The 19,482-nt window shown below is 73.9% G+C and carries 17 protein-coding genes; 6 read left to right on the forward strand and 11 right to left on the reverse strand.

Annotated elements, in window-relative coordinates:
- Nucleotides 1-87: 87 nt before the first annotated feature.
- From ACIPSC_RS07470 to ACIPSC_RS07480, 3 genes are all read left to right on the forward strand, one after another.
- On the forward strand, nt 88-936 hold the full coding sequence (locus tag ACIPSC_RS07470) for an SDR family NAD(P)-dependent oxidoreductase (protein ID WP_400823980.1): 849 nt from the start codon (nt 88-90) through the stop codon (nt 934-936).
- A gap of 193 nt (nt 937-1,129) precedes the next feature.
- Nucleotides 1,130-1,456, forward strand: a complete 327-nt coding sequence (locus ACIPSC_RS07475; protein ID WP_400823982.1) for a hypothetical protein — start codon at nt 1,130-1,132, stop codon at nt 1,454-1,456.
- A gap of 132 nt (nt 1,457-1,588) precedes the next feature.
- A complete protein-coding gene (locus ACIPSC_RS07480) occupies nt 1,589-2,566 on the forward strand; it encodes a hypothetical protein (protein WP_400823984.1) in 978 nt (325 codons plus the stop codon).
- Between the two features lie 61 nt (nt 2,567-2,627).
- Here ACIPSC_RS07480 and ACIPSC_RS07485 read toward each other — a convergent pair whose 3' ends face one another.
- The 5 genes from ACIPSC_RS07485 to ACIPSC_RS07505 all read right to left on the reverse strand — a co-directional run bounded on the left by ACIPSC_RS07485 (nt 2,628) and on the right by ACIPSC_RS07505 (nt 6,281).
- On the reverse strand, nt 2,628-2,834 hold the full coding sequence (locus ACIPSC_RS07485; protein ID WP_400823985.1) for a hypothetical protein: 207 nt from the start codon (nt 2,832-2,834) through the stop codon (nt 2,628-2,630).
- The gene (locus ACIPSC_RS07490) at nt 2,831-3,268 is read right to left on the reverse strand and encodes a hypothetical protein (RefSeq protein ID WP_400823986.1); all 438 of its coding nucleotides are present in this window, start codon (nt 3,266-3,268) and stop codon (nt 2,831-2,833) included. Before ACIPSC_RS07490 ends, ACIPSC_RS07485 begins: the two co-directional genes overlap by 4 nt.
- A gap of 158 nt (nt 3,269-3,426) precedes the next feature.
- Nucleotides 3,427-5,007 (reverse strand): sensor histidine kinase, encoded by a 1,581-nt coding sequence (locus ACIPSC_RS07495; protein ID WP_400823987.1) that lies wholly within the window; start codon nt 5,005-5,007, stop codon nt 3,427-3,429.
- The gene (locus ACIPSC_RS07500; RefSeq protein WP_400823989.1) at nt 5,004-5,732 is read right to left on the reverse strand and encodes a response regulator transcription factor; all 729 of its coding nucleotides are present in this window, start codon (nt 5,730-5,732) and stop codon (nt 5,004-5,006) included. The genes ACIPSC_RS07495 and ACIPSC_RS07500 overlap by 4 nt, the downstream gene beginning before the upstream one ends.
- Nucleotides 5,733-5,987: 255 nt before the next feature.
- Nucleotides 5,988-6,281: a hypothetical protein gene (locus ACIPSC_RS07505; protein WP_400823991.1), complete on the reverse strand. Its 294-nt coding sequence runs from the start codon at nt 6,279-6,281 to the stop codon at nt 5,988-5,990.
- A 285-nt stretch (nt 6,282-6,566) separates the two neighbouring features.
- Between ACIPSC_RS07505 and ACIPSC_RS07510 the strand changes: the two genes are divergently transcribed.
- On the forward strand, nt 6,567-8,171 hold the full coding sequence (locus tag ACIPSC_RS07510) for an ABC-F family ATP-binding cassette domain-containing protein (RefSeq protein WP_400823993.1): 1,605 nt from the start codon (nt 6,567-6,569) through the stop codon (nt 8,169-8,171).
- Between the two features lie 181 nt (nt 8,172-8,352).
- Here the strand turns inward: ACIPSC_RS07510 and ACIPSC_RS07515 are convergent, their stop codons facing one another.
- From ACIPSC_RS07515 to ACIPSC_RS07535, 5 genes are all read right to left on the reverse strand, one after another.
- Entirely contained in the window at nt 8,353-9,444 is a 1,092-nt protein-coding gene (locus ACIPSC_RS07515; protein WP_400823995.1) for a serine protein kinase RIO, read from the reverse strand.
- 301 nt (nt 9,445-9,745) lie between these two features.
- Nucleotides 9,746-10,471: a respiratory nitrate reductase subunit gamma gene (gene narI, locus ACIPSC_RS07520; RefSeq protein ID WP_400823997.1), complete on the reverse strand. Its 726-nt coding sequence runs from the start codon at nt 10,469-10,471 to the stop codon at nt 9,746-9,748.
- Nucleotides 10,471-11,163 (reverse strand): nitrate reductase molybdenum cofactor assembly chaperone, encoded by a 693-nt coding sequence (narJ, locus tag ACIPSC_RS07525; RefSeq protein WP_400823999.1) that lies wholly within the window; start codon nt 11,161-11,163, stop codon nt 10,471-10,473. The genes narI and narJ overlap by 1 nt, the downstream gene beginning before the upstream one ends.
- Nucleotides 11,160-12,887: a nitrate reductase subunit beta gene (narH, locus tag ACIPSC_RS07530; protein WP_400824001.1), complete on the reverse strand. Its 1,728-nt coding sequence runs from the start codon at nt 12,885-12,887 to the stop codon at nt 11,160-11,162. The genes narJ and narH overlap by 4 nt, the downstream gene beginning before the upstream one ends.
- A complete protein-coding gene (locus tag ACIPSC_RS07535; protein ID WP_400824100.1) occupies nt 12,887-16,663 on the reverse strand; it encodes a nitrate reductase subunit alpha in 3,777 nt (1,258 codons plus the stop codon). Before ACIPSC_RS07535 ends, narH begins: the two co-directional genes overlap by 1 nt.
- Before the next feature lie 138 nt (nt 16,664-16,801).
- Between ACIPSC_RS07535 and ACIPSC_RS07540 the strand changes: the two genes are divergently transcribed.
- The gene (locus ACIPSC_RS07540) at nt 16,802-17,803 is read left to right on the forward strand and encodes a hypothetical protein (RefSeq protein ID WP_400824004.1); all 1,002 of its coding nucleotides are present in this window, start codon (nt 16,802-16,804) and stop codon (nt 17,801-17,803) included.
- Between the two features lie 111 nt (nt 17,804-17,914).
- Nucleotides 17,915-18,280, forward strand: a complete 366-nt coding sequence (locus ACIPSC_RS07545) for an iron chaperone (protein WP_400824006.1) — start codon at nt 17,915-17,917, stop codon at nt 18,278-18,280.
- 42 nt (nt 18,281-18,322) lie between these two features.
- Here ACIPSC_RS07545 and ACIPSC_RS07550 read toward each other — a convergent pair whose 3' ends face one another.
- Entirely contained in the window at nt 18,323-19,390 is a 1,068-nt protein-coding gene (locus ACIPSC_RS07550) for a polysaccharide deacetylase family protein (protein WP_400824008.1), read from the reverse strand.
- Nucleotides 19,391-19,482 lie beyond the last annotated feature (92 nt).

The following is a 19,482-nucleotide window of genomic DNA, read 5'->3' on the forward strand; positions in this document are numbered from 1 at the left end:
GCAGGAAGAGGCACTAAGGCTCCTAACAGGCAACGCGCAGCACCACCCTGCTTGACTCGTTATGAGCTAACCGCTTACGGTCGCAACATGAACGGAACTTCGAACCAGCAGACCACCCCCCGCACCTGGCTCATCACCGGCGCAACCTCCGGCATCGGCCGCGAACTGACCCTCCAGGCACTGGCGAACGGCGACGCCGTCGCGGCGATCGCCCGCGACACTGCTCCCCTGGACGAACTGACCGACGCTCACGGCGACCGCCTGCTCCTCGTCCCCGCCGACGTGCGTGACGAGCAGGCCGTCCGGGACGCGGTGGAGCGCACGCTCTCGCGGTTCGGCCGCATCGACGTGGTGGCCAACAACGCCGGCTACGGCCTCTTCGGAGCCGTCGAGGAAGCCTCCGACGCACAGGCCCGCGCCGTGTTCGACACCAACGTCTTCGGAGTGCTCAACGTGCTCCGCGCGACGCTGCCGGTCCTCCGCTCCCAGCGCTCCGGACACGTCCTCCAGGGCTCGTCCGTCTACGGGCAGTCCGCCCACCCCGGCGTGGGACTGCTGGCCGCGACCAAGTACGCGGTCGAGGGCCTGTCGGACGCACTGGTGGCCGAGGTCGCACCGCTCGGCATCAAGGTGACGATCATCCAGCCCGGGATGACCGCCACCCCCTTCCTGTCCAACCTCGACGTCGCCGCCGGTCTCGACGACTACGACCGGACCGTCCGCGAGGTCCAGAAGGGCATCGGGGAGATGCCCGCATCCGCGTTCTCCTCCGCGGCCCGGATCGCCGAAGGCATCCGCACCGCGGTCGACAGCCCCAACCCCCCGCTGCGCCTGGCCCTCGGCACCTCCAGCGCCACCACCATGCGCACCGCCCTCGAAGCCCGCACCGCAGACCTGGACGACTGGAACCGCGTCACCGACGCCGTCGACAGCTGATCGCAAACCCACAGGGGCCTCGGCGCCGACCGCCGAGGCCCCCCGGCCCCGATCGAGGAGTGTGACTGATCGTCAACTTCCTTGATCAATAGATAGATCGACTTCTGTCGGCGATGCCCGGGGGCTATCCTCTGCCTGCGGCGCGACGCCGCATCGACGTCGGCCTGAGGGTCTGATCGCTGGGGTGGGGGCAATGGCGGACGAGCCGGAGAACACTGAGCTGGACTCCCTCGACTTCTGGGTGACGGAGGACGAGGAGGAGGACGGCGAGACCATGGGCGTCTTCGGGCGCGACCGCGAGGCCGTGCTGCGAAAGGTCCCGCTCGGCGTGCTGCGCAAGAACCTCACGGAGACCGTGGACGCGCTGCAGGCACTGTTCGCGCAGATCGCCGAGCGCGAGGGCCCGATGCTCAAGGAGGTGCAGTTGAGCTTCCAGGTCTCCGCAAGCGGCGGCGTCCAGCTGGTGGGCAGCTCCCAGATCCAGGGCACGCGCGGGATCACCTTCGTCTTCGGCCGCTGACGCCCGACGGGTGGGTTCGCCGCGCTGCTGATCGGTGCCAGCGACTACGAGCTTTGGGCGCTTGCGCGGACAGTTGACGCCCCCGCCACCTGGATACGTCTGAACGACCTCGGCTGGCACGGATACGCAGCCGTGCTGCTCAACCACACCCCACCGGAAACAGCGGTCAGCGCCTGGTACCGGGACCTGTACGGAAGGCTCCCGGCGGCCGTCCGGTCGGCGCTTCTGCGAGCCACCGGAGCGGACCGCCCGGTGCATGAACTCGCCACCATGGCGGGAACCGCCCGGGCGGCTCTGGGGGCAGCGGTCCTGTACCGGTCGTCCCAGGATGTCGTCGACCTGTTGGTCGCGCTGGCCGGCCGGCGGCCCGGGCCGCCGCCACCGCCACCGCCAGACCGGTCGGAGTGCCTGCTACAGCAGACCGAGCTGACTGGAGAATCGCAGCGTACGGAACTGCGAAGGATCATCGCCGCGACCCGGCCGTACGCCGAACTCGTCGTGATCCTTCGAGGGTTGATCCAGCGGGGCGGGTCCGAGGAGGCAGACCGGATCGTCTGCCACATCGTCTCCGACGAACCGGTGGCCAGGGTTGTCGAGCTACTCGAAGCCCCTGCGGGAGAAGACATGCCTCGTGCCGCGGCGCTGCTCGCCGACGCTGCACTGGTACAGGGTACGACGGCTGATCTGATCGGCAGGCTCCTGGAGGCGAGGGAGCGGGGAAGCGCCAAGGTGCTGGTCGACGGACTCGTGAGCTTGATGCGCGGTGGAGCCCCGATGGCGCAACTGGCCGTGAGCCTGTTCGAGGCGGGGGCGACGCCGGCGATCCTCGACCGCCTGATCGAGCCCTACTGTCGGTGCCAGCGACCGGAGGAAGTTGCCAACTTCCTCCACCATCTGAGTCGTCTCGGCCTCCATGTATACCTCGGGCGGGCGATCACGGCGACCACTTCTGCCCGCCGTAACGACCTGGCCGAGATCAGGCGGACCCTGGAGAAGCTGGGGAGCGAAGAGCTGTCGGCCAGTCTGGCCGGCTCCTCCATGACGTTGGGCAGACCAGGGCCGGGCACCGTCTGGGAGCGGCCGTTCTGGCAGAGGAACCGCCCGCGCTGAGGGCGCCCGACAGGACAGCCCGGCCCCCTCGGCCGGGCTGTCCTGTCGGGGGCGCGCGGGGTCAGCCGTTGTCGGCTGCGGCGTCGGCGTCCGCCTGGGCGGCGGCGCTCTCGGCGGCGTCCAGCTTCTGCTGCATGTCGTCGACCTGGGAGCTGTCGGCCCGGCCGGACTTGGCGTCCCCGTTGCCGCCGGCGGGTCCGCAGGCGGTGAGCAGGGCGACCCCGGCGAGGACGACGGCGGCGAGGGCCGCGGCGGGGCGGCGGCTCACTTGCCGGACCCCTCGCCCTGGGCGGCGCACCAGGTCGCCACGGACTTGAGGTCCTTCTGCCGGGTCTGCAGCGTGGTGACCATGGCCTTGCGGGCGGTCAGGCGGTCGTTGAGGTAGGTCTGGATCTCGGCGTGGCCGGCGGACTTGGCGTTCGCGACCCGCTGCTCCAGGCGGGCGACCGAGCCGACCACGGTCGCGTCGCCGTTGAGCCGGTTCAGTGCCTTGGTGACGCGGTCCTCGGTCTTGGGCAGCCGCTTGCAGATGCCCTTGGCCCCGTCGCCCTTCGGGGTGGTCGCGGCCGCCGGGGCGCCCGACGGCGAGCCGTTGCCGCCGTCGGCCTGGGCGGGCGCGGCGACGAGCAGCGAGCCGGCCAGGGCGAGGGCGCCGAGCGCGGCGATCCGGCGACCGGCGGGGAGGAGGTTGGCTGCGGGCATGAGGCGTCGTCCTTTCTCCGTCAAGGGCCCCCGGTCGGCCGGTTACGGGCCCGGCCGACCGGAGGTGGTGACCAGGAGCGTAGGGATGCTTCTTGTGGAATCCCTGTGGAACGGGGACGGCCCCCGGCGCCGGGGGTCAGCGGCCGAGGCGGCGGTGGTCAGCGGCCCCGGGCTGCGATCCAGTCCCGGCGGGCCGGCAGCTCGACGGTCGGCGCGTCCGGGCGCGGGAGCGGCAGCGTCACCTCGATCCGGCAGCCGGTGCCGCCGGGCGGTGCGGTGATGCCGACCGTGCCCCGGTGCAGGGCCGCCTGCTGGGCGACGAGGGTGAGCCCGAGGCCCGAGCCGGGGCTGTCGCGCCGGCGGTGGAACCGCTGGAAGACGGCCTCCCGGTCCTCGGGCCGGACGCCGGGGCCGGTGTCGTCCACGATGAGCCGCGCCGCCGGGCCCTCGGCGGCGAGCCGCACGGTGACGCGCGCCGGGGCCGGGCCGGTGCGGCCGTGCACGGCGGCGTTGCCGAGCAGGTTGGCGAGCATGATCCGCAGGCCGGACTCCCAGCCGAACACCCGCAGTTCGTCCGGGGCCTCCACGGTGAACCCGGCCCCCGGGTGGCGGCGGCGGGCCTCGTCGGCTGCCGCGTCGACGAGTTCCGCGAGGTCGACCGGCTGGAACGCGTCCAGTTGGACGAGGTCGCCCCGGGCCAACGTGCTCAGCGCGGTCAACAGGTCGAGCAGCCGGGTGTGGTCCTCCCGCAGCTCGGCCACGATCTCCGCCCGGTCGGTGGCGGGCAGGTCGGGGTGGGCGGCCAGCACGTCGAGGTTGGTGCGCAGGCTCATCAGCGGGGTGCGCAGCTCGTGCGAGGCGTCGGCGGAGAACGAACGGGCCGTGTCCAGGGCCTGGGCGGTGCGCCGGGCCTGCTCGTCGTAGCGGGTCAGCAGCAGGGCGAGGGCCGCGGAGAGCTCGTCCACCTCGGCGGTCCCGGTCCGCTCGGCGGCGAAGCCGTGACCGCCCGGCCCGTCACCGGTCCCACCAGTGGGGGCGGGGCCGCCGGACGGGGCCGGTGCCGCCGGGTCCAGGACGGCGGCGCGGCGGCTGAGACGGCGCAGCGGGGCGGTGGCCCGCTCGGCGAGCGCGAAGCCGATGAGCGCGGAGACCGGCGCCGACACCAGGGCCACCAGCAGGACGCGTCGCCGCACCACGGCCGCCTCGCGGTCCGCCGGCCCGGTGGGGGTGACCACCCAGAGCAGACCGGATCCGGAGCTCGCGGTGCCGCCATTGCCGGCATTCGCTCCGCCGGCATTCGCTCCGCCGGTGTTCGCTCCGCCGCCGTTCGCTCCGCCGGGGTTGGTGACGGCGACGGTGAGCACCCGCCAGGCGGTGCCGTGCTCCCGCACCGTGACCGGGCCGCCGGGCGCGGCCGGGAAGGCCCCGGGGCCCTCGGGCTGCGGACCGACGGAGAGCAGGACCGTGCCGTCCGCGCCCGTCACCCGCACGCCGAGATCGAGCGCGGCGTCCACCACCTTGCGCTGCTGGTTCTGTTCGGCCTTGGGGCGGCCCTTGCTGTCGGCGGCCACCAGCGCCCGTACGCCGGGCAGGAGGGCGGCCGCGCGGTCGTTGAGCCGGGCGTCCTGCTGGTGCCGCAGGTCGCGGGCGACCAGGGGCAGGAGCAGCAGGCCGGCGAGCACCACCAGGAGTGGCACCACGGCGGCGGCCCAGAGCGCGATCCGGGTGGAGAGCCTCACCGCGGACCGGGCCCGCTCGGGCCGGACATCCGGCCGGCTGCCCCGTCGGACGCGTGGCCGGCGCCGTCCGGCAGCCGCAGCACGAAGCCGACGCCCCGGACGGTGTGGATGAGCCGGGGCCGCCCGCCGGCCTCGGTCTTGCGCCTCAGGTAGCTGACGAATGTGTCGACGGCGTCGCTGCGGACGTCGAAGTCGTAGCCCCAGACGCGTTCCAGCAGCTGGTCGCGGGAGAGGACCAGGCCGGTGTTCCGGGCGAGGTGGGTGAGCAGCTCGAACTCCCGCCGGGTGAGCCTGAGTTCCTCGCCGTCCAGGCGGGCCTGGCGGGTGCCGGGGTCGATGGTGAGGGGGCCGGCGACGACGCGGTCGTCCGGCTGCGGCGGGCGGCGGCGCAGCAGGGCCCGCAGCCGCAGTACCAGTTCTTCCAGCGCGAACGGCTTGACGAGGTAGTCGTCGGCGCCGGCCTGCAGTCCGGCGACCCGGTCGGCGGGCTCGTCCAGCGCCGAGAGCATCAGGACGGGGATGTCGTCACCGCGGGCACGCAGGCTGCGGCAGACCTCGGCGCCGCTGATGCCGGGCATCGACACGTCGAGGACCAGGACGTCCGGCGTGTCGACGGGCATCCGGGCGAGCGCCGTCTCGCCGTCCTCGGCGAGGGCCACCGAGAAGCCGCTCAGGCGGAGGCCGCGCTCCAGGCTGCGCCGGATCGCCGCGTCGTCGTCCACCACCAGGACCCGCCCGCCCGGCGCAGACCCGCTCCCCGGCAGTGCCCCGCTCCCCGGCCCGGAGGCAGCCCCCGGGCCCGACCCGCTACCGGGGCCGCCCACGGCCCCGGACCCGCTCCCCTGCATCGGCGCCTCCTCGTGTCCGGGCGCCGACCCTCTCACACCGGTGTGCCGGGGCGATCCCGAGGGTGTCCGCAGGGGGTCACACGGCTCTCGGTGGAGGGGGACGGCCGGCCGAGATCCGGTGGCGGCGCCGGGTCAGCGCACGGAGCGGGTGGTGCCGAGGATCTCCTTGAGGATCTGTTCGGTGTCGGAGGCGATGTGGTAGACGAGGCTCCCGGCGAGGACCATCGCGCCGAAGAGGATCCACCCGCTGCGTCCGCTCACCGGGAGCGGCGCCGCCCCGCCCGGGGGTACCGAGCCGCCGGCCGGCTGAGGTCGCATCATGTCCCGGGCGATGTTGGCCGCGCCCGCGACGGCGTGTGCCGCCCCGGCCGCCGTCAAGGTGACGACACCGAGCGCGAACCATTCCGTTCGTGTGATCTCTTTCATCGCTCCTCCCCCGCCGCTTCGGGTGAGGGCACTCGCGCGCTCCCACGTGTGCTTCGACCATCCTCGGCGCGCGGGCGGACCGCCAGGGCCGACCGGGCCGGCAGACAGGGCCGTTCGGCCCCATCCGGCCGCTCGGCAGCAGCAGCCGCAACGGCGCGAAAAAGCAGGTGCACGGCGCCGCGGCCGTTTGTTACCGTGACCGCATGTCTACGCCCCGAATCTCCTAGCCGAGGACCCGCTTCCACGCCAGAAGTGTGTCCTCCTGCTGATTCGGAGCGTTACCCCATGCTTACCGTTCGCGGTGTCGAGCTGCGCGCCGGCGCGCGCCTGCTGCTGTCCGACATCTCCTTCACCGTCTCCCCCGGCGACCGCATCGGCCTGGTCGGCCGCAACGGCGCGGGCAAGACCACCCTGATCACCGCCCTCGCCGGCCACACCACGCCCGCCGCGGGGGCGATCACCCGGACCGGGCCGGTCGGATTCCTCCCCCAGGATTCGCACGCCGCCGATCCGTCCGTCACCGTCCTCGACCGGATCCTGTCCGCGCGCGGGCTCGACGAGAGCCTGCGCACACTCCGCGCCGCCGAGGCCGCGATGGCCGACGCCCGCGGCGCGGCGGCGCTGGAGCGGGCGATGGACGCCTACACCCGTGCCGAGGCCGCGTTCCAGGCCGGCGGCGGCTACGCCGCCCAGGCCGAGGCGGCCCGGGTCGCCGCCGGCCTCGGGCTGCCGGAGCACGCCCTGGCCGAACCGGTCGGTGCCCTCTCCGGCGGGCAGAAGCGCCGGGCGGAGCTCGCCCGGATCCTCTTCGCCGGCGAGGGCGGGACCCTGCTGCTGGACGAGCCGACCAACCACCTGGACGCCGATTCGCTCACCTGGCTGCGCACCTTCCTGCTGCGCCACCGGGGCGGCCTGGTGGTGATCAGCCACGACACCGGGCTGCTCGCCGACCTCACCAACCGGGTCTTCCACCTGGACGCCACCCGGGCGGCGATCGACATCCACAACACCGGCTGGTCCGGCTACCTGGCGCAGCGGGACGCCGACGCCCGCCGCCGGGCCAGGGAGCGGGCCAACGCCGAGCGCAAGGCCGCCGCGCTGCACACCCAGGCGGACCGGATGAAGGCGCGCTCGGCCACCGCCGTCACGGCCAGGAGCATGGCCCGCCGCGCGGACCGGATGCTCGCCGAGCTGGAACCGGTGCGGCGCACCGAGAAGGTGGCCCGGATCCGGCTCCCCGAGCCCGCCCCGTGCGGCCGGACGCCACTGGGCGCGATCAGCCTGGCGAAGTCCTACGGCGGCCGCCCGGTCCTCACCGGGGTCGACCTGGCTGTGGACCGCGGCAGCCGGCTGGTGGTGCTGGGGCTCAACGGCGCAGGCAAGACCACGCTGCTGCGCCTGCTGGCCGGTGCCGAACGGCCGGACAGCGGACGGGTGGTCCACGGGCACGGTCTGCGCCTGGGCTACTTCGCCCAGGAGCACGACACGCTCGACCGGGAGCGCACCGTCCGGCAGAACCTCGCCGCCGCCGCGCCGCACCTGAGCGACGGTGAGGCCCGGCACGTGCTGGGCGCGTTCCTGTTCTCCGGGGACGACGCCGACAAGCCGACCGGTGTCCTCTCCGGCGGGGAGCGGACCCGGCTGGCCCTGGCGGGGCTGGTCCACTCCGGGGCGAACGTCCTGCTGCTGGACGAGCCGACCAACAACCTCGACCCCGCCTCCCGGGGCGAGGTGCTGGCCGCGGTCGGCACCTACCCGGGGGCGATCGTGATGGTCACCCACGACGCGGGGGCGGTCGACGCGCTGCGGCCGGACCGCGTCCTGCTGCTGCCCGACGCGGACGAGGACCTGTGGAGCGAGGAGTACCGCGGCCTGGTCGACCTCGCCTGAGGGCGCGCGCAGCGGGCGGTGCACCGCAGCCCCTGGTCCGGCACGGCATGACGCCGGCCGGGCCGGGGGGCGGGTGAGGCGGGGGCGGGTGAAGCGGTTCGGGTGAGGCGGGGTCGGGTGAGGCGGGGCGCCGGTCCGCTCGCCGGGGACCGGCCGCCCCGCCGCTCGCGCGCGTGCCGGCTCACCCCAGCCGCGCGTCGAAGGCCAGCTCGCCCACCAGCTCGTCGACACGCCGCCCGGCCAGGCCCCGGGAGACGAACCAGGCGCCGACGTTGCGCACGTCCCGCTCCAGGAACGAGCGCCCGCGCGGGTTGGCGATGACGTCCACGATCTGCGGGACGTCGATGATCACCAGCCGGCCCTCGTGGACCAGGATGTTGTACGCGGAGAGGTCGCCGTGGGCGTAGCCGTCGGCGGCGAGCACCGAGAGGCTGCGGCCGAGCTGCTCCCAGAGGTCCTCGACGTCCGCCTCCTCGGCGCGCAACTGCGCGAGCCGGGGCGCGGCCGTGCCGTCGGCGGTGCCGACGAACTCCATCAGGATCTCCGTGCCGGTGATCTGCACCGGGTAGGGGACGGCCACGCCGGCCGACCAGAGCCGGCACAGCGCGCCGAACTCGGCCGCCGCCCACTGGCCGGCGATGGCTTCGCGGCCGAAGGCGGTGCGCTTGGCCATCGCCCGGCTGACCCGGGACTCCTTGTGCTGGCGGCCCTCCAGGTAGCCGGAGTCGCGGTGGAACATCCGGTGGGCGGCGTCGCGGTAGCGCTTGGCGGCCATCAGCGTGCGCCGCTCGGTGCCCGGGACGCCGCGCTCCAGCAGGAAGACGTCGGCCTCCTTGCCGGTCTTGACGATCCCGAGCTCGGTGTCGACGGCGGCCAGCTCGGTCACCACCCAGTCGGGGCGCGGTTCCGGCCCCTTCTCGGTGGGGGTGGACTGGTCCCAGGTGGACCAGCGGTCGCCCTCGCCCGGACCGTCGGCGGCGGGGGCCGGAAGGACGCCGGCGTCCTCGAAGTACTCGGCGTACCCGGAGTACTCGGCGTACCCGGGGTGCTCGGAGTACCCGGGGTGCTCGGAGTACTCGACGTACTCGTGGAATTCGGTGGCCCCGGTGGCCTCCGCGTGATCGTCGAACTGCGTGAACTCGGCCTCGAAGGAGGCGAATTCGGGGTGCTGGTATTCGGCGTCGTCGAACCGGTCGGACCGGCGGCCGCGCCGAGGACCGCCCTTGGGGCGGATACGGGAGAAGGAATCGCTGTCGGTGTAACGCTCGCGCACTGCGGTGGCTCCAGAGGAACGGCCCACCGTGGCGCCGATCTTGGCGCGTCGTCAGCCGGTGGGCGAATGACGGAAGAGAGTGGCGTAGGGCGCGCACACGAAGGCGCGCCGCGACAGGGCGGCAACCATTCGGACACACCTCCTCTTCGTCAAAACCTCGCCCGGCACCGCGTGGAGAGATGCTCCGACCGCGGCAATCACGAGGACGGGCACAGCATATCCGGTCCCCAGCCGGACGCAAGCGAATTATCGGCGGCCGCCGCGGAGAAGCCCTCAAGCCTTCCGTACCCGCCCCCCCGGCTCACACGTCGATGCCCTCCCAGCCGCGGCGCGGCGCCCGCTCGGCGGCCCGGCCGGCGGGACGGCTCCGGTAGACGATGTACGGGCGGAACAGGTAGAACCACGGCGCGCTGAACATGTGCACGAGCCGGGTGAACGGGACGACCGCGATCAGCAGCATGCCGACGACCGCGTGCGCCTGGTAGGTGGCGGGCACGGCCGCCCAGAGGTCGACGTCGGGGCGGAGCGTGAAGAGGCTGCGGGCCCACGGGGCGATGGTGCTGCGGTAGTCGTAGCCCGCGTCCAGCCCCGAGTTGGTGAGCTTGGCGTACAGGCCGAGGCAGATCTCGCCGAACAGCAGGACGTACATGGCCTTGTCGTTGCGGGTGGTCGCACGGAAGACGGGGGTGTTGGTGCGCCGCCGGTAGAGCAGCACGGCGAGGCCGAGGACGGCCAGCACGCCGGCGAGCGTGCCGCCGATCAGCGAGAACAGGTGGTACGCGTGCTCGCTGATGCCGAGCGCGTCGGTCCAGCCCGCGGGGACGAACAGGCCGATCAGGTGTCCGGCGAGGACGAAGAGGATGCCGTAGTGGAAGGCGGGGGAAGCCCAGTTGAGGAGCCGGGACTCGTAGACCTCGCTGGAGTGGGTGGTCCAGCCGAACCGGTCGTACCGGTGACGCCAGACCAGCCCCAGCACCAGGGAGACGAAGGCGAGGTAGGGCAGCGCGCCCCACAGGAAGGTGTCCATCAGCGGCCTCCGAGGTGGACGGGGAGCTGGTCCAGGTGTCCGTAGGGCGGCAGTTCGGCGCCGGTGCCGACGTCCTCGCGCGGCGGCCCGGACCGGGCGAGCGCCATCGCCCGGGCGCGGTCGGCGGGGCCCGGGCCGGGCAGGGTGGCGCAGACGGCTTCGAGCACGCCCGCGTACGGGGTGCCGGCCTCGCGCAGGGCCAGCCGCAGGAGTTCCAGCGCGGGCCGGTACTCGCGCAGCAGGACGTCGGTCCGGGCGGCGGCGCTGAACTCCAGGACCACCGGGAGGAAGTCGGGCAGTTCCCCGCCGGTCGACTCCCGGTCGCTCCACGCCAGGCCGTGCGCGCGGTAGGTGTCCTTGAAGCGGAGCAGGGCGGTGCCGCGGCGCCGGGTGTCGCCGTCGGTCCACCAACTGAGGTGGAGACTGTGCCGGTTCTTGAAGTCGAACACCTCGACGTAGTGGGCTGCCAAGGCCGGGAGGCCGGTGCTCCCGGCGTGCTCCAGGAAGCACTGCAGTCCGGCGCGGACGGGCCGGCCGAGGCCGGCGACGGCCTCGCGCAGGAGCGGCAGCCGCTCGGCGAGGCCGTCGTCGGGGTAGCCGAGGCAGAGGGCGGCGGCCTGACGGGCGACGGCGTCGTGGTGGGAGCGGGCGCGGCTGCGGGGGCGGGTGGCCTTCCGGACGGTGCCGGTCATCGCGCGTCCTCCTCGCGGTCGGCGCGCTGGCGGCGGCGCAGCGCGTGGAAGGACTCCAGGGAGACCATGGGCAGGGCCTTGCGGCCGGAGTTCTCGCCGAACGGGCCACTGCCGTCGGCGCCGTGGCCGTCCTGGTGGTCGAGGGAGCACCCGGCGGGGACGGCCGACTCCTCCAGGGCGCGGGCGTCGCCGACGGCCGCGGTGGGAATGACGTACCGGTCCTCGTACTTGGCGACGGCCAGCAGCCGGTACATCTCCTCGATGCCGTCCGCGGTCATGCCGACCGCCCCGGGGACGGCGGGGTCGGGCCGGTCGCCGAGGTTGCGGGCGCGCATGTGGGCGCGCATCGCGGCGAGCCTGCCGAGGGCGGCGCGGACGGGGGCCGGGTCGCCGGCGGTGAACAGGCCGGCGAGGTACTCGACGGGGATGCGCAGGGCCTCGATGGCGCCGAAGAGGTTGCCGGCGTCCTCGCCGTCGAACCCGGTCCCGGTGAGCGCCTCGACCACCGGGGAGAGCGGCGGGACGTACCAGACCATGGGGAGGGTGCGGAACTCCGGGTGCAGCGGCAGCGCCACCCGGTACCGGGAGACCAGCGCGTGGACGGGCGAGTGCCGGGCGGCCTCGATCCAGTCGTGGGCGATGCCGTCGCGCTCGGCGGCGGCTCGTACGGCGGGGTCGGCCGGGTCGAGCAGGACGTCCAACTGGGCCCGGTAGAGCTCGCGTTCGTCGGGGACGGAGGCCGCGGCGGCCACCCGGTCGGCGTCGTAGAGCAGGACGCCGAGGTAGCGCAGCCGGCCCACGCAGGTCTCGGAGCAGACGGTGGGCAGGCCGACCTCGATGCGCGGGTAGCAGAGCGTGCACTTCTCGGCCTTGCCGGTGCGGTGGTTGAAGTAGACCTTCTTGTAGGGGCAGGCGGTGACGCACTGGCGCCAGCCGCGGCACTGGTCCTGGTCGACCAGGACGATGCCGTCCTCCTCGCGCTTGTACATCGCGCCGGAGGGGCAGGAGGCGACGCAGGCGGGGTTGAGGCAGTGCTCGCAGATCCGGGGGAGGTAGAACATGAAGCTCTCCTCGAAGGCGAACCGGACCTTCTCCTCGGCGTTCCGGCGGACCTGCGCGACGAGCGGATCGGCGTCGGCGTGCTCGGGGAGGCCGCCGAGGTTGTCGTCCCAGTTGGCGCTCCACTCGATCGCCATCGGCCGGGCGGAGAGCAGCGAGCGCGGTGCGGCCACCGGGTAGTCGTCGCCGAGCGGGGCGTCGGTGAGGGTGTTGTAGTCGTACGTCCAGGGCTCGTAGTAGTCCTTGATGGTGGGCAGCACCGGGTTGGCGAAGATGCGGGCCAGCCGGCCCACCCGGCTGCCGGAGTTGAGGGTGAGCCGGCCGCGGCGGTCGAGCCGCCAGCCGCCCTTCCAGCGGTCCTGGTCCTGCCAGCGGCGCGGATAGCCCTGGCCGGGCCTGGTCTCGACGTTGTTGAACCAGACGTACTCGACGCCGGCGCGGTTGGTCCAGGTCTGCTTGCAGGTGACCGAGCAGGTGTGGCAGCCGATGCACTTGTCGAGGTTCATCACCATCGCGATCTGGGCCTTGACGCGGCCGATCGCCGGCCGGCCCGCCGCCGTCGCGGCCGAGTCCGCAGTCGCGGTCGCGGTCCCCCCGGCCTCCCCGGACTCTCTGGCCTCCCCGGACTCACCGGTCCGCTCGGTCGCCCCGTTCGTCGCGGGCATCAGTACTGCACCTCCTGGGAGCGGCGGCGGATCACCGTGACCTCGTCGCGCTGGTTGCCGGTGGGGCCCAGGTAGTTGAAGCCCCAGCACAGCTGGGCGTAGCCGCCGATCAGGTGGCTGGGTTTGAGGAGGACGCGGGTGAGCGAGTTGTGGATGCCGCCGCGGCGGCCGCCCTGCTCGGTCCTGGGCACGTTGACGGTGCGGTCCTGGGCGTGGTGCATGTAGACGGTGCCGCGCGGCATGCGGTGCGAGACCACGGCGCGGGCGACGACGGTGCCGTTGCGGTTGGCCGCCTCGATCCAGTCGTTGTCCGCGACGCCGATGGCGGCGGCGTCCAGGTCGCTGATCCAGATCAGCTGGCCGCCGCGGGAGAGCGAGAGCATGAACCAGTTGTCCTGGTACTCGGAGTGGATGGACCACTTGTTGTGCGGGGTCAGGTAGCGGACGACCACTTCGTTGCGGCCGTCGGGGCCGAGCCGGGGCTCGCCGAAGAGGCGGTGCAGGTCCAGCGGCGGCCGGTACACCGGCAGGGCCTCGCCGAGTTCGTGGATCCAGTCGTGGTCGAGGAAGAAGTGCTGGCGGCCGGTGAGCGTGTGCCAGGGCTTGAGCTGCTCGGTGTTCTGGGTGAACGCGGTGTAGCGGCGGCCGCCCGACTCGCTGCCCGACCACTCCGGCGAGGTGATCACCGGGACCGGCGCCGCCTGGGTGTCCGCGTAGCCGACCCGCCTGCCCTCGTGCTCGGCCGCCAGGTGCGCCATCGCCTGCCCGGTGCGCTGTTCGAGGGCGCGGAATCCCTGGACGGCCAGGCGGCCGTTGGTGGTCCCGGACAGCGCAAGGACGGTGTCGGCGGCCTTGACGGCGGTGTCCAGCAGCGGGCGGCCGTCGGCCGGGCCGCCGCGGGCGGTGCCGTTGGCGGCGGCGAGCGCGGCCACCTCGGCGTCCGGGTGCAGGGCGATGCCCTTGGCCGGCAGGCCCAGGCGCTCGGCGAGCGGGCCCAGCGCCGCCATCTTGGCCGCGATCGCGGTGTAGTCGCGTTCGACGACCGTGAGGTTCGGCATCGTCCGGCCGGGGGCGGGTTCGCAGTCGCCGGCCCGCCAGTCGGGGGCGGTGCCACCGGGCTGGGCGGTCTCCCCCGGGGTGTCGTGCTGGAGCGCAGTGGCGACGACGTCCCGCCGCGTGCCGAGGTGGGTGGCGGCGAGTTCGCTGAGCCGGCGGGCGATGGCGTGGAAGGCGTCGAAGTCCGTCCGGGCCTGCCAGGGCGGGTCGACGGCCGGCGTGAAGGCGTGGACGAAGGGGTGCATGTCCGTGCTGGACAGGTCGTGCTTCTCGTACCAGGTGGCCGCCGGGAGGGTGACGTCCGAGAGCAGGGTCGAGGACGTCATCCGGAAGTCGAGCGAGAGCAGCAGGTCGAGCTTGCCCTCTGGGGCGCGGTCGTGCCAGCGGACGTCGCGCGGCCGGACCGGTTCGGGGGCCTCGGCGGCCCGCAGGTCGGCATGGGTGCCCAGCAGGTGCCGGGCGAAGTACTCGGCGCCCTTGGCGGAGGAGCCGAGCAGGTTGGACCGCCAGAGGGTGAGCACCCGCGGCCAGTTCTGCGGGGCGTCGGGGTCCTCGCCCGCGAACCGCAGCGTTCCGTCCTTCAGCCCGGCCACGGCTGCGGCGACCGGGTCCTCCGCGTCGCCGAGGTCCAGCGGATTGCGGTCGAAGGTCGGATAGGAGGGCATCCAACCGGTGCGGGCGGCGTGGGCCAGGCAGTCGGCGCCGGTCATGCCGCGGAAGGCGCCGGTGCCGAGCGGCGACGCGAGCACGTCGGCCCGGAAGTGGTCGTAGCGCCACTGGTCGGTGTGGAGGAAGAACCATCCGGTGCCGATCGCCTGCCGGGCCGGGCGGGCCCAGTCCGCGGCGCCGGCCAGGGTGGCCCAGCCGGTCGCCGGCCGGCACTTCTCCTGGCCGACGTAGTGTGCCCAGCCGCCGCCGTTGCGCCCCTGGCACCCGGTCAGCTGCAGCAGCGCCAGGAACGCCCGGTAGATCGTCTCGGAGTGGAACCAGTGGTTGGTGCCCGCGCCCATGAGGATCATGCAGCGGCCCCGGGACTTCTCCGCCGTGGTCGCGAACTCGCGGGCGATCCGCGCGCAGGCGGCGGCCGGCACCGAGGTGTGGGCCTCCTGCCAGCCGGGGGTGCCCGGCTGTCCGGCGTCCTCGTAGCCGGTCGGCCAGGTGCCGGGCAGCCCGGGACGGCCGACGCCGTACTGGGCGAGCAGGAGGTCGAAGACCGTGGTCACCAGCGGTCCGGCGGGCCCGCCGAGGCGGCGGGCCGGCACGCCGCGGCGCAGTACCTCGCCGCGGCCCTGGCCGTGCTCGCCGCCCTCGGTGTCGAAGCGCGGCAGCAGCACCTCCACGGGCCGGGCGGCGGTGGAGTCGTCCCGGTTCAGGGAGGCGTGGAGGGAGAGGAGCGGCCGGATGCCGCCGAGGTCGAGGTTCCAGCGGCCCTTGCCGGACTCCGTCCAGCGGAAGCCGAGCGAGCCGCCCGGGACGGCGGGCCCGCCGGTGGCCTCGTCCAGCACCACCGTCTTCCAGTCGGCCCCCTCGACGGCCTCGGCGCCCTCCGCGCGGGCGCCGGCCGCACCGAGGTCGGCGGCGTCGAGATCGGCCACGTCGAGATCGGCGGCGTCGAGATCGGCGGCGTCGAGGTCGGCGGCGCGCAGGAACTTGTGCGGCACGTACGCGCCGTCGCGCTCGGCCAGCGTGACCAGGAACGGCAGGTCGGTGAACCGCCGGACGTAATCGGTGAAGAACGGCACCTGCCGGTCGACGAAGAACTCCTTGAGCACCACGTGCCCCATGCCGATCGCCAGCGCCGCGTCGGTGCCCGGGTGCGGGTGCAGCCACTCGTCGGCGAACTTGGCGTTGTCCGCGTAGTCGGGCGCCACCACGACGACCTTCTGCCCCCGGTAGCGGGCCTCGGCCATCCAGTGCGCGTCCGGCGTCCGGGTCACCGGCACGTTGGAGCCCCACATCACCAGGTACGCCGCGTCCCACCAGTCCCCCGACTCCGGGACGTCGGTCTGGTCGCCGAAGACCTGCGGGGACGCCACCGGCAGGTCGGCGTACCAGTCGTAGAAGGAGAGCATCGGCGCACCGATCAGTGCGTGGTAGCGGGCGCCCGCGGCGTGCGAGACCATCGACATCGCCGGGATCGGGGAGAACCCTGCGATCCGGTCCGGCCCGTACGCCTTGATGGTGTGCACCTGGGCCGCGGCCACGATCTCCACCGCCTCGTCCCAGCCCGCCCGCACCAGGCCGCCCTTGCCACGGGCCTGCTGGTAGCGGCGCCGGCGCTCCGGATCGGCCTGGATGTCCGCCCAGGCCAGCACCGGATCGCCCAGCCGGTCCTTCGCCTCGCGGAACATCTCCAGCAGCACACCGCGCACGTACGGGTAGCGGACCCGGGTCGGCGAATAGGTGTACCAGGAGAAGGCCGCACCGCGGGGGCACCCGCGCGGTTCGTACTCGGGCCGGTCCGGGCCGACCGACGGATAGTCCGTCGCCTGGGTCTCCCAGGTGATGACGCCGTCCTTGACGAACACCTTCCAGCGACAGGAACCGGTGCAGTTCACCCCGTGGGTCGAATACACGACTTTGTCGTGGCTCCACCGGTCCCGGTAGAAGACGTCGCCGTCCCGGCCGCCTTCCCGCTCCACCCGGTGCAGGTCGTCGGCAGTGCTCCCGCGCTGGAAGAACTTCCCGGCTCGTAGGAGCAGTTCCCCCGGTTCCGACATTCGCTCAGCCACGGCACGCTCCTGGCAGCAGGTCAGTTCGGCAGCAGCCTATTGGTGCGAACAGACGATCCTCGGATTCGCCGCCGGGCCCGCGTGTCGGCGCCGATATCCCGCCGCGGAATCCGCTCGAATTGGCCCGTGAATACCACGGCCGAGAACCCGCCCCCGAATTCCGACGCACCGTCCCGGGGCTGGTGGATCACGGTGCAGCCGGTCGCCGGAGCCGCCGTGATGGCCACCGGGATCGTCTCCGTCGGCCTCCACCTCGTCGGCCGGGACGTGCTGTCCGGGATCCTGCTCGGCCTCGCCGCCGCCCTGTGGCTCCTGCTGGCCGCCGCCTTCGCCCTCACCCTCCTGAACGACCGGAGCCAGTGGACGCTGCGGGCCGCCACCCCGCCCGCCCTCGCCGGTGTGGCCGCCACCTGCGTCCTCGGCACCCGGATCTCGCAGCTCGGCGGCGGGCAGGACCTCGCCACCGCCCTGCTCGCCGTCGCCGCCCTGGTCTGGCCGGTCCTGCTCGTCGACGTCCTCCGGCACTGGAAGCACGGCATGCCCGGCGGCGTCTTCCTGGTCTGCGTCTCCACCCAGGGCCTGGCCGTCCTGGCCGCCACCCTCGCCGCGGCCGGCACCGCCGACTGGCTCGCCCCGGCGGCCCTGGCCGCCTTCTGCCTCGGCCTCGCCCTCTACGTCGCGGCACTGGCCCATTTCGACCTGCGCCAGGTCCTCACCGGCGCGGGCGACCAGTGGGTCGCCGGCGGGGCGCTCGCCATCTCCGCCCTCGCGGCCGCCAAGCTCATCACCTGGCCGGACTGGTCCGCCGGCCTCCAGGACGCGCTCCGCGCCACCACCTGGGTGCTGCTGGCCCTCGCCCTCGCCTGGTACGCCGTCCTGCTGCTCGCCGAGCTGCGCCGCCCCCGGCCCCGCTACGACGTCCGCCGCTGGGCCACCGTCTTCCCGCTCGGGATGACGGCGGTCGCCGCCCTCACCGCGGCCGGCGTCACCCGTACCGCCTGGGTGCACACCCTCGGCGAGGTCCTGCTCTGGATCGCCACCGCCGCCTGGGCCCTGACCACCGCGGCCTTCCTCACCGCCACGGCCCGCAAACGCCGCCCGCACGAGGCCGGCCAACCCGTCCGATGACCGGCGGATCCTGCCCCGCACCGCAGGGCCGCGGGCGAGCGCACTTCGCCCGCCGGGTGGCGGGGGCCGGAGCCGCTGGTCGCGGCTTCGGATCCGGCATAGCCTCGTGGAATGGTGCAGAGCAAGGCAAAGGACGTCGACGGCTACCTGGCCGAAATGCCTGCGGACCGCAGGGAGGCCCTGACCAGGCTGCGGCAGCTGTGCCGGGCGGAGCTGAACGGCTTCGACGAGGTCATGGCGTACGGGATGCCAGCGTACGAGCGGGACGGCGTTGCCGAGATCGCGTTCGCCGGCCAGAAGCAGTACGTCTCCTTCTACCTCATGCGCAGCGACGTCCGTGCGGCGTTCGAGGAGCGGCTGGCCGACCAGGACATGGGCAAGGGCTGCCTGCGGTTCCGCAAACCGGAGAACATCGACTTCGCCCTGGTGCGGGACCTGCTCAAGGCCACCGCGGCCCGGCCCGGCCGGATCTGCTGACGCTGCCGGGCCACCGGCGGTCGCGGTCACCGCATCCCCGGACTACCGCCTCCCGGACGTCGCGGCCGCGGAGCGCTGCGCCTCGGTGCGTCCGGCCGCCAACTCCTCCAGTGCGACCAGCCGGTAGCCGCGCTCGCGCAGGCCCGTGATCACCGCGGGCAGGGCGGCCGCGGTCCGGGACCGGTCGCCGCCGCCGTCGTGCATCAGCACGATCGAGCCGGGCCGGACCTGCTGCAGCACGCGTTCGGCGACGACCTCCGGCCGGGGCCGCGCCCAGTCGTTGGTCTCGACGTCCCACAGCACCGTCGTCAGCCCCGAATCCGCGACCCGCTCCAGCAGCTCGGGGCTGCGCCCGCCGTACGGGGGCCGCAGCCACGGCACCGGGCCGCCGCCGGCCGCCGCCGCGATCGCCTCGGCGGTGAAGGAGAGTTGGCGCTGCAGCTCGATCGGGCCGAGGTCCGGCAGATAGGCGTGCGACCAGGTGTGGTTCCCCAGCGTGTGGCCCTCGGCGGCGATCCGGTGCACCACGCCGGGGTGCGCCAGCGCGTGCAGGCCGATGCAGAAGAAGGCGGCCGGGGCGTCGTGGCGGCGCAGCACGTCCAGGATCCGCGGGGTGTGCTCCGGGTGCGGGCCGTCGTCGAAGGTGAGCGCCACCACCGGCGCCGCCCCCTCCCCGCCGTGCAGGAGTCGTCCCTGCGCGGCGAGCCTCCGCTCGACCGGCGCGGAGGCCGCCTCCGCGGCCCGGATCTCCTCCTCGCGCCCGCTCATCGTCCAGCCGCCGTCCCCCAGCGCCACCAGCGACTTCGGCCGCAGAGCGCCGAGTTCGGCGAGGGCCTCCGCCGTGACACGACCGTCGGCCAGGAGCGGCGGGTCGGCGCGGAGGACGGCGACGCCGGCCGCCGTGAGGGAGCTGTCGAGGATGCCGTTGCCGCTGTCGACCACCACCGCGAAGCCGTCGGGCGCCCGTCGCGCCAGCTCGACCAGCCGGGCCACCGGCCGTTCCACGGCGCAGTGCCGGTACGCCTCGACCGGACCGGCCGGCCGGCCGTCGGCGTCCGCCACGGCGATCCGGTAGCCGTCGCGCGTCAGACCCACTCCGGCGAATCGCACTGCGGCGCCTCCCTCCCATGGCGCGACCGACGAGGCCCGCCTCCCCTGCGCGGCAGGCCCGATCCTACGGACGGCGGGCCGCCGGGGCGACA

Source organism: Kitasatospora sp. NPDC090091, from assembly GCF_044747365.1.
GTDB lineage: Bacteria > Actinomycetota > Actinomycetes > Streptomycetales > Streptomycetaceae > Kitasatospora.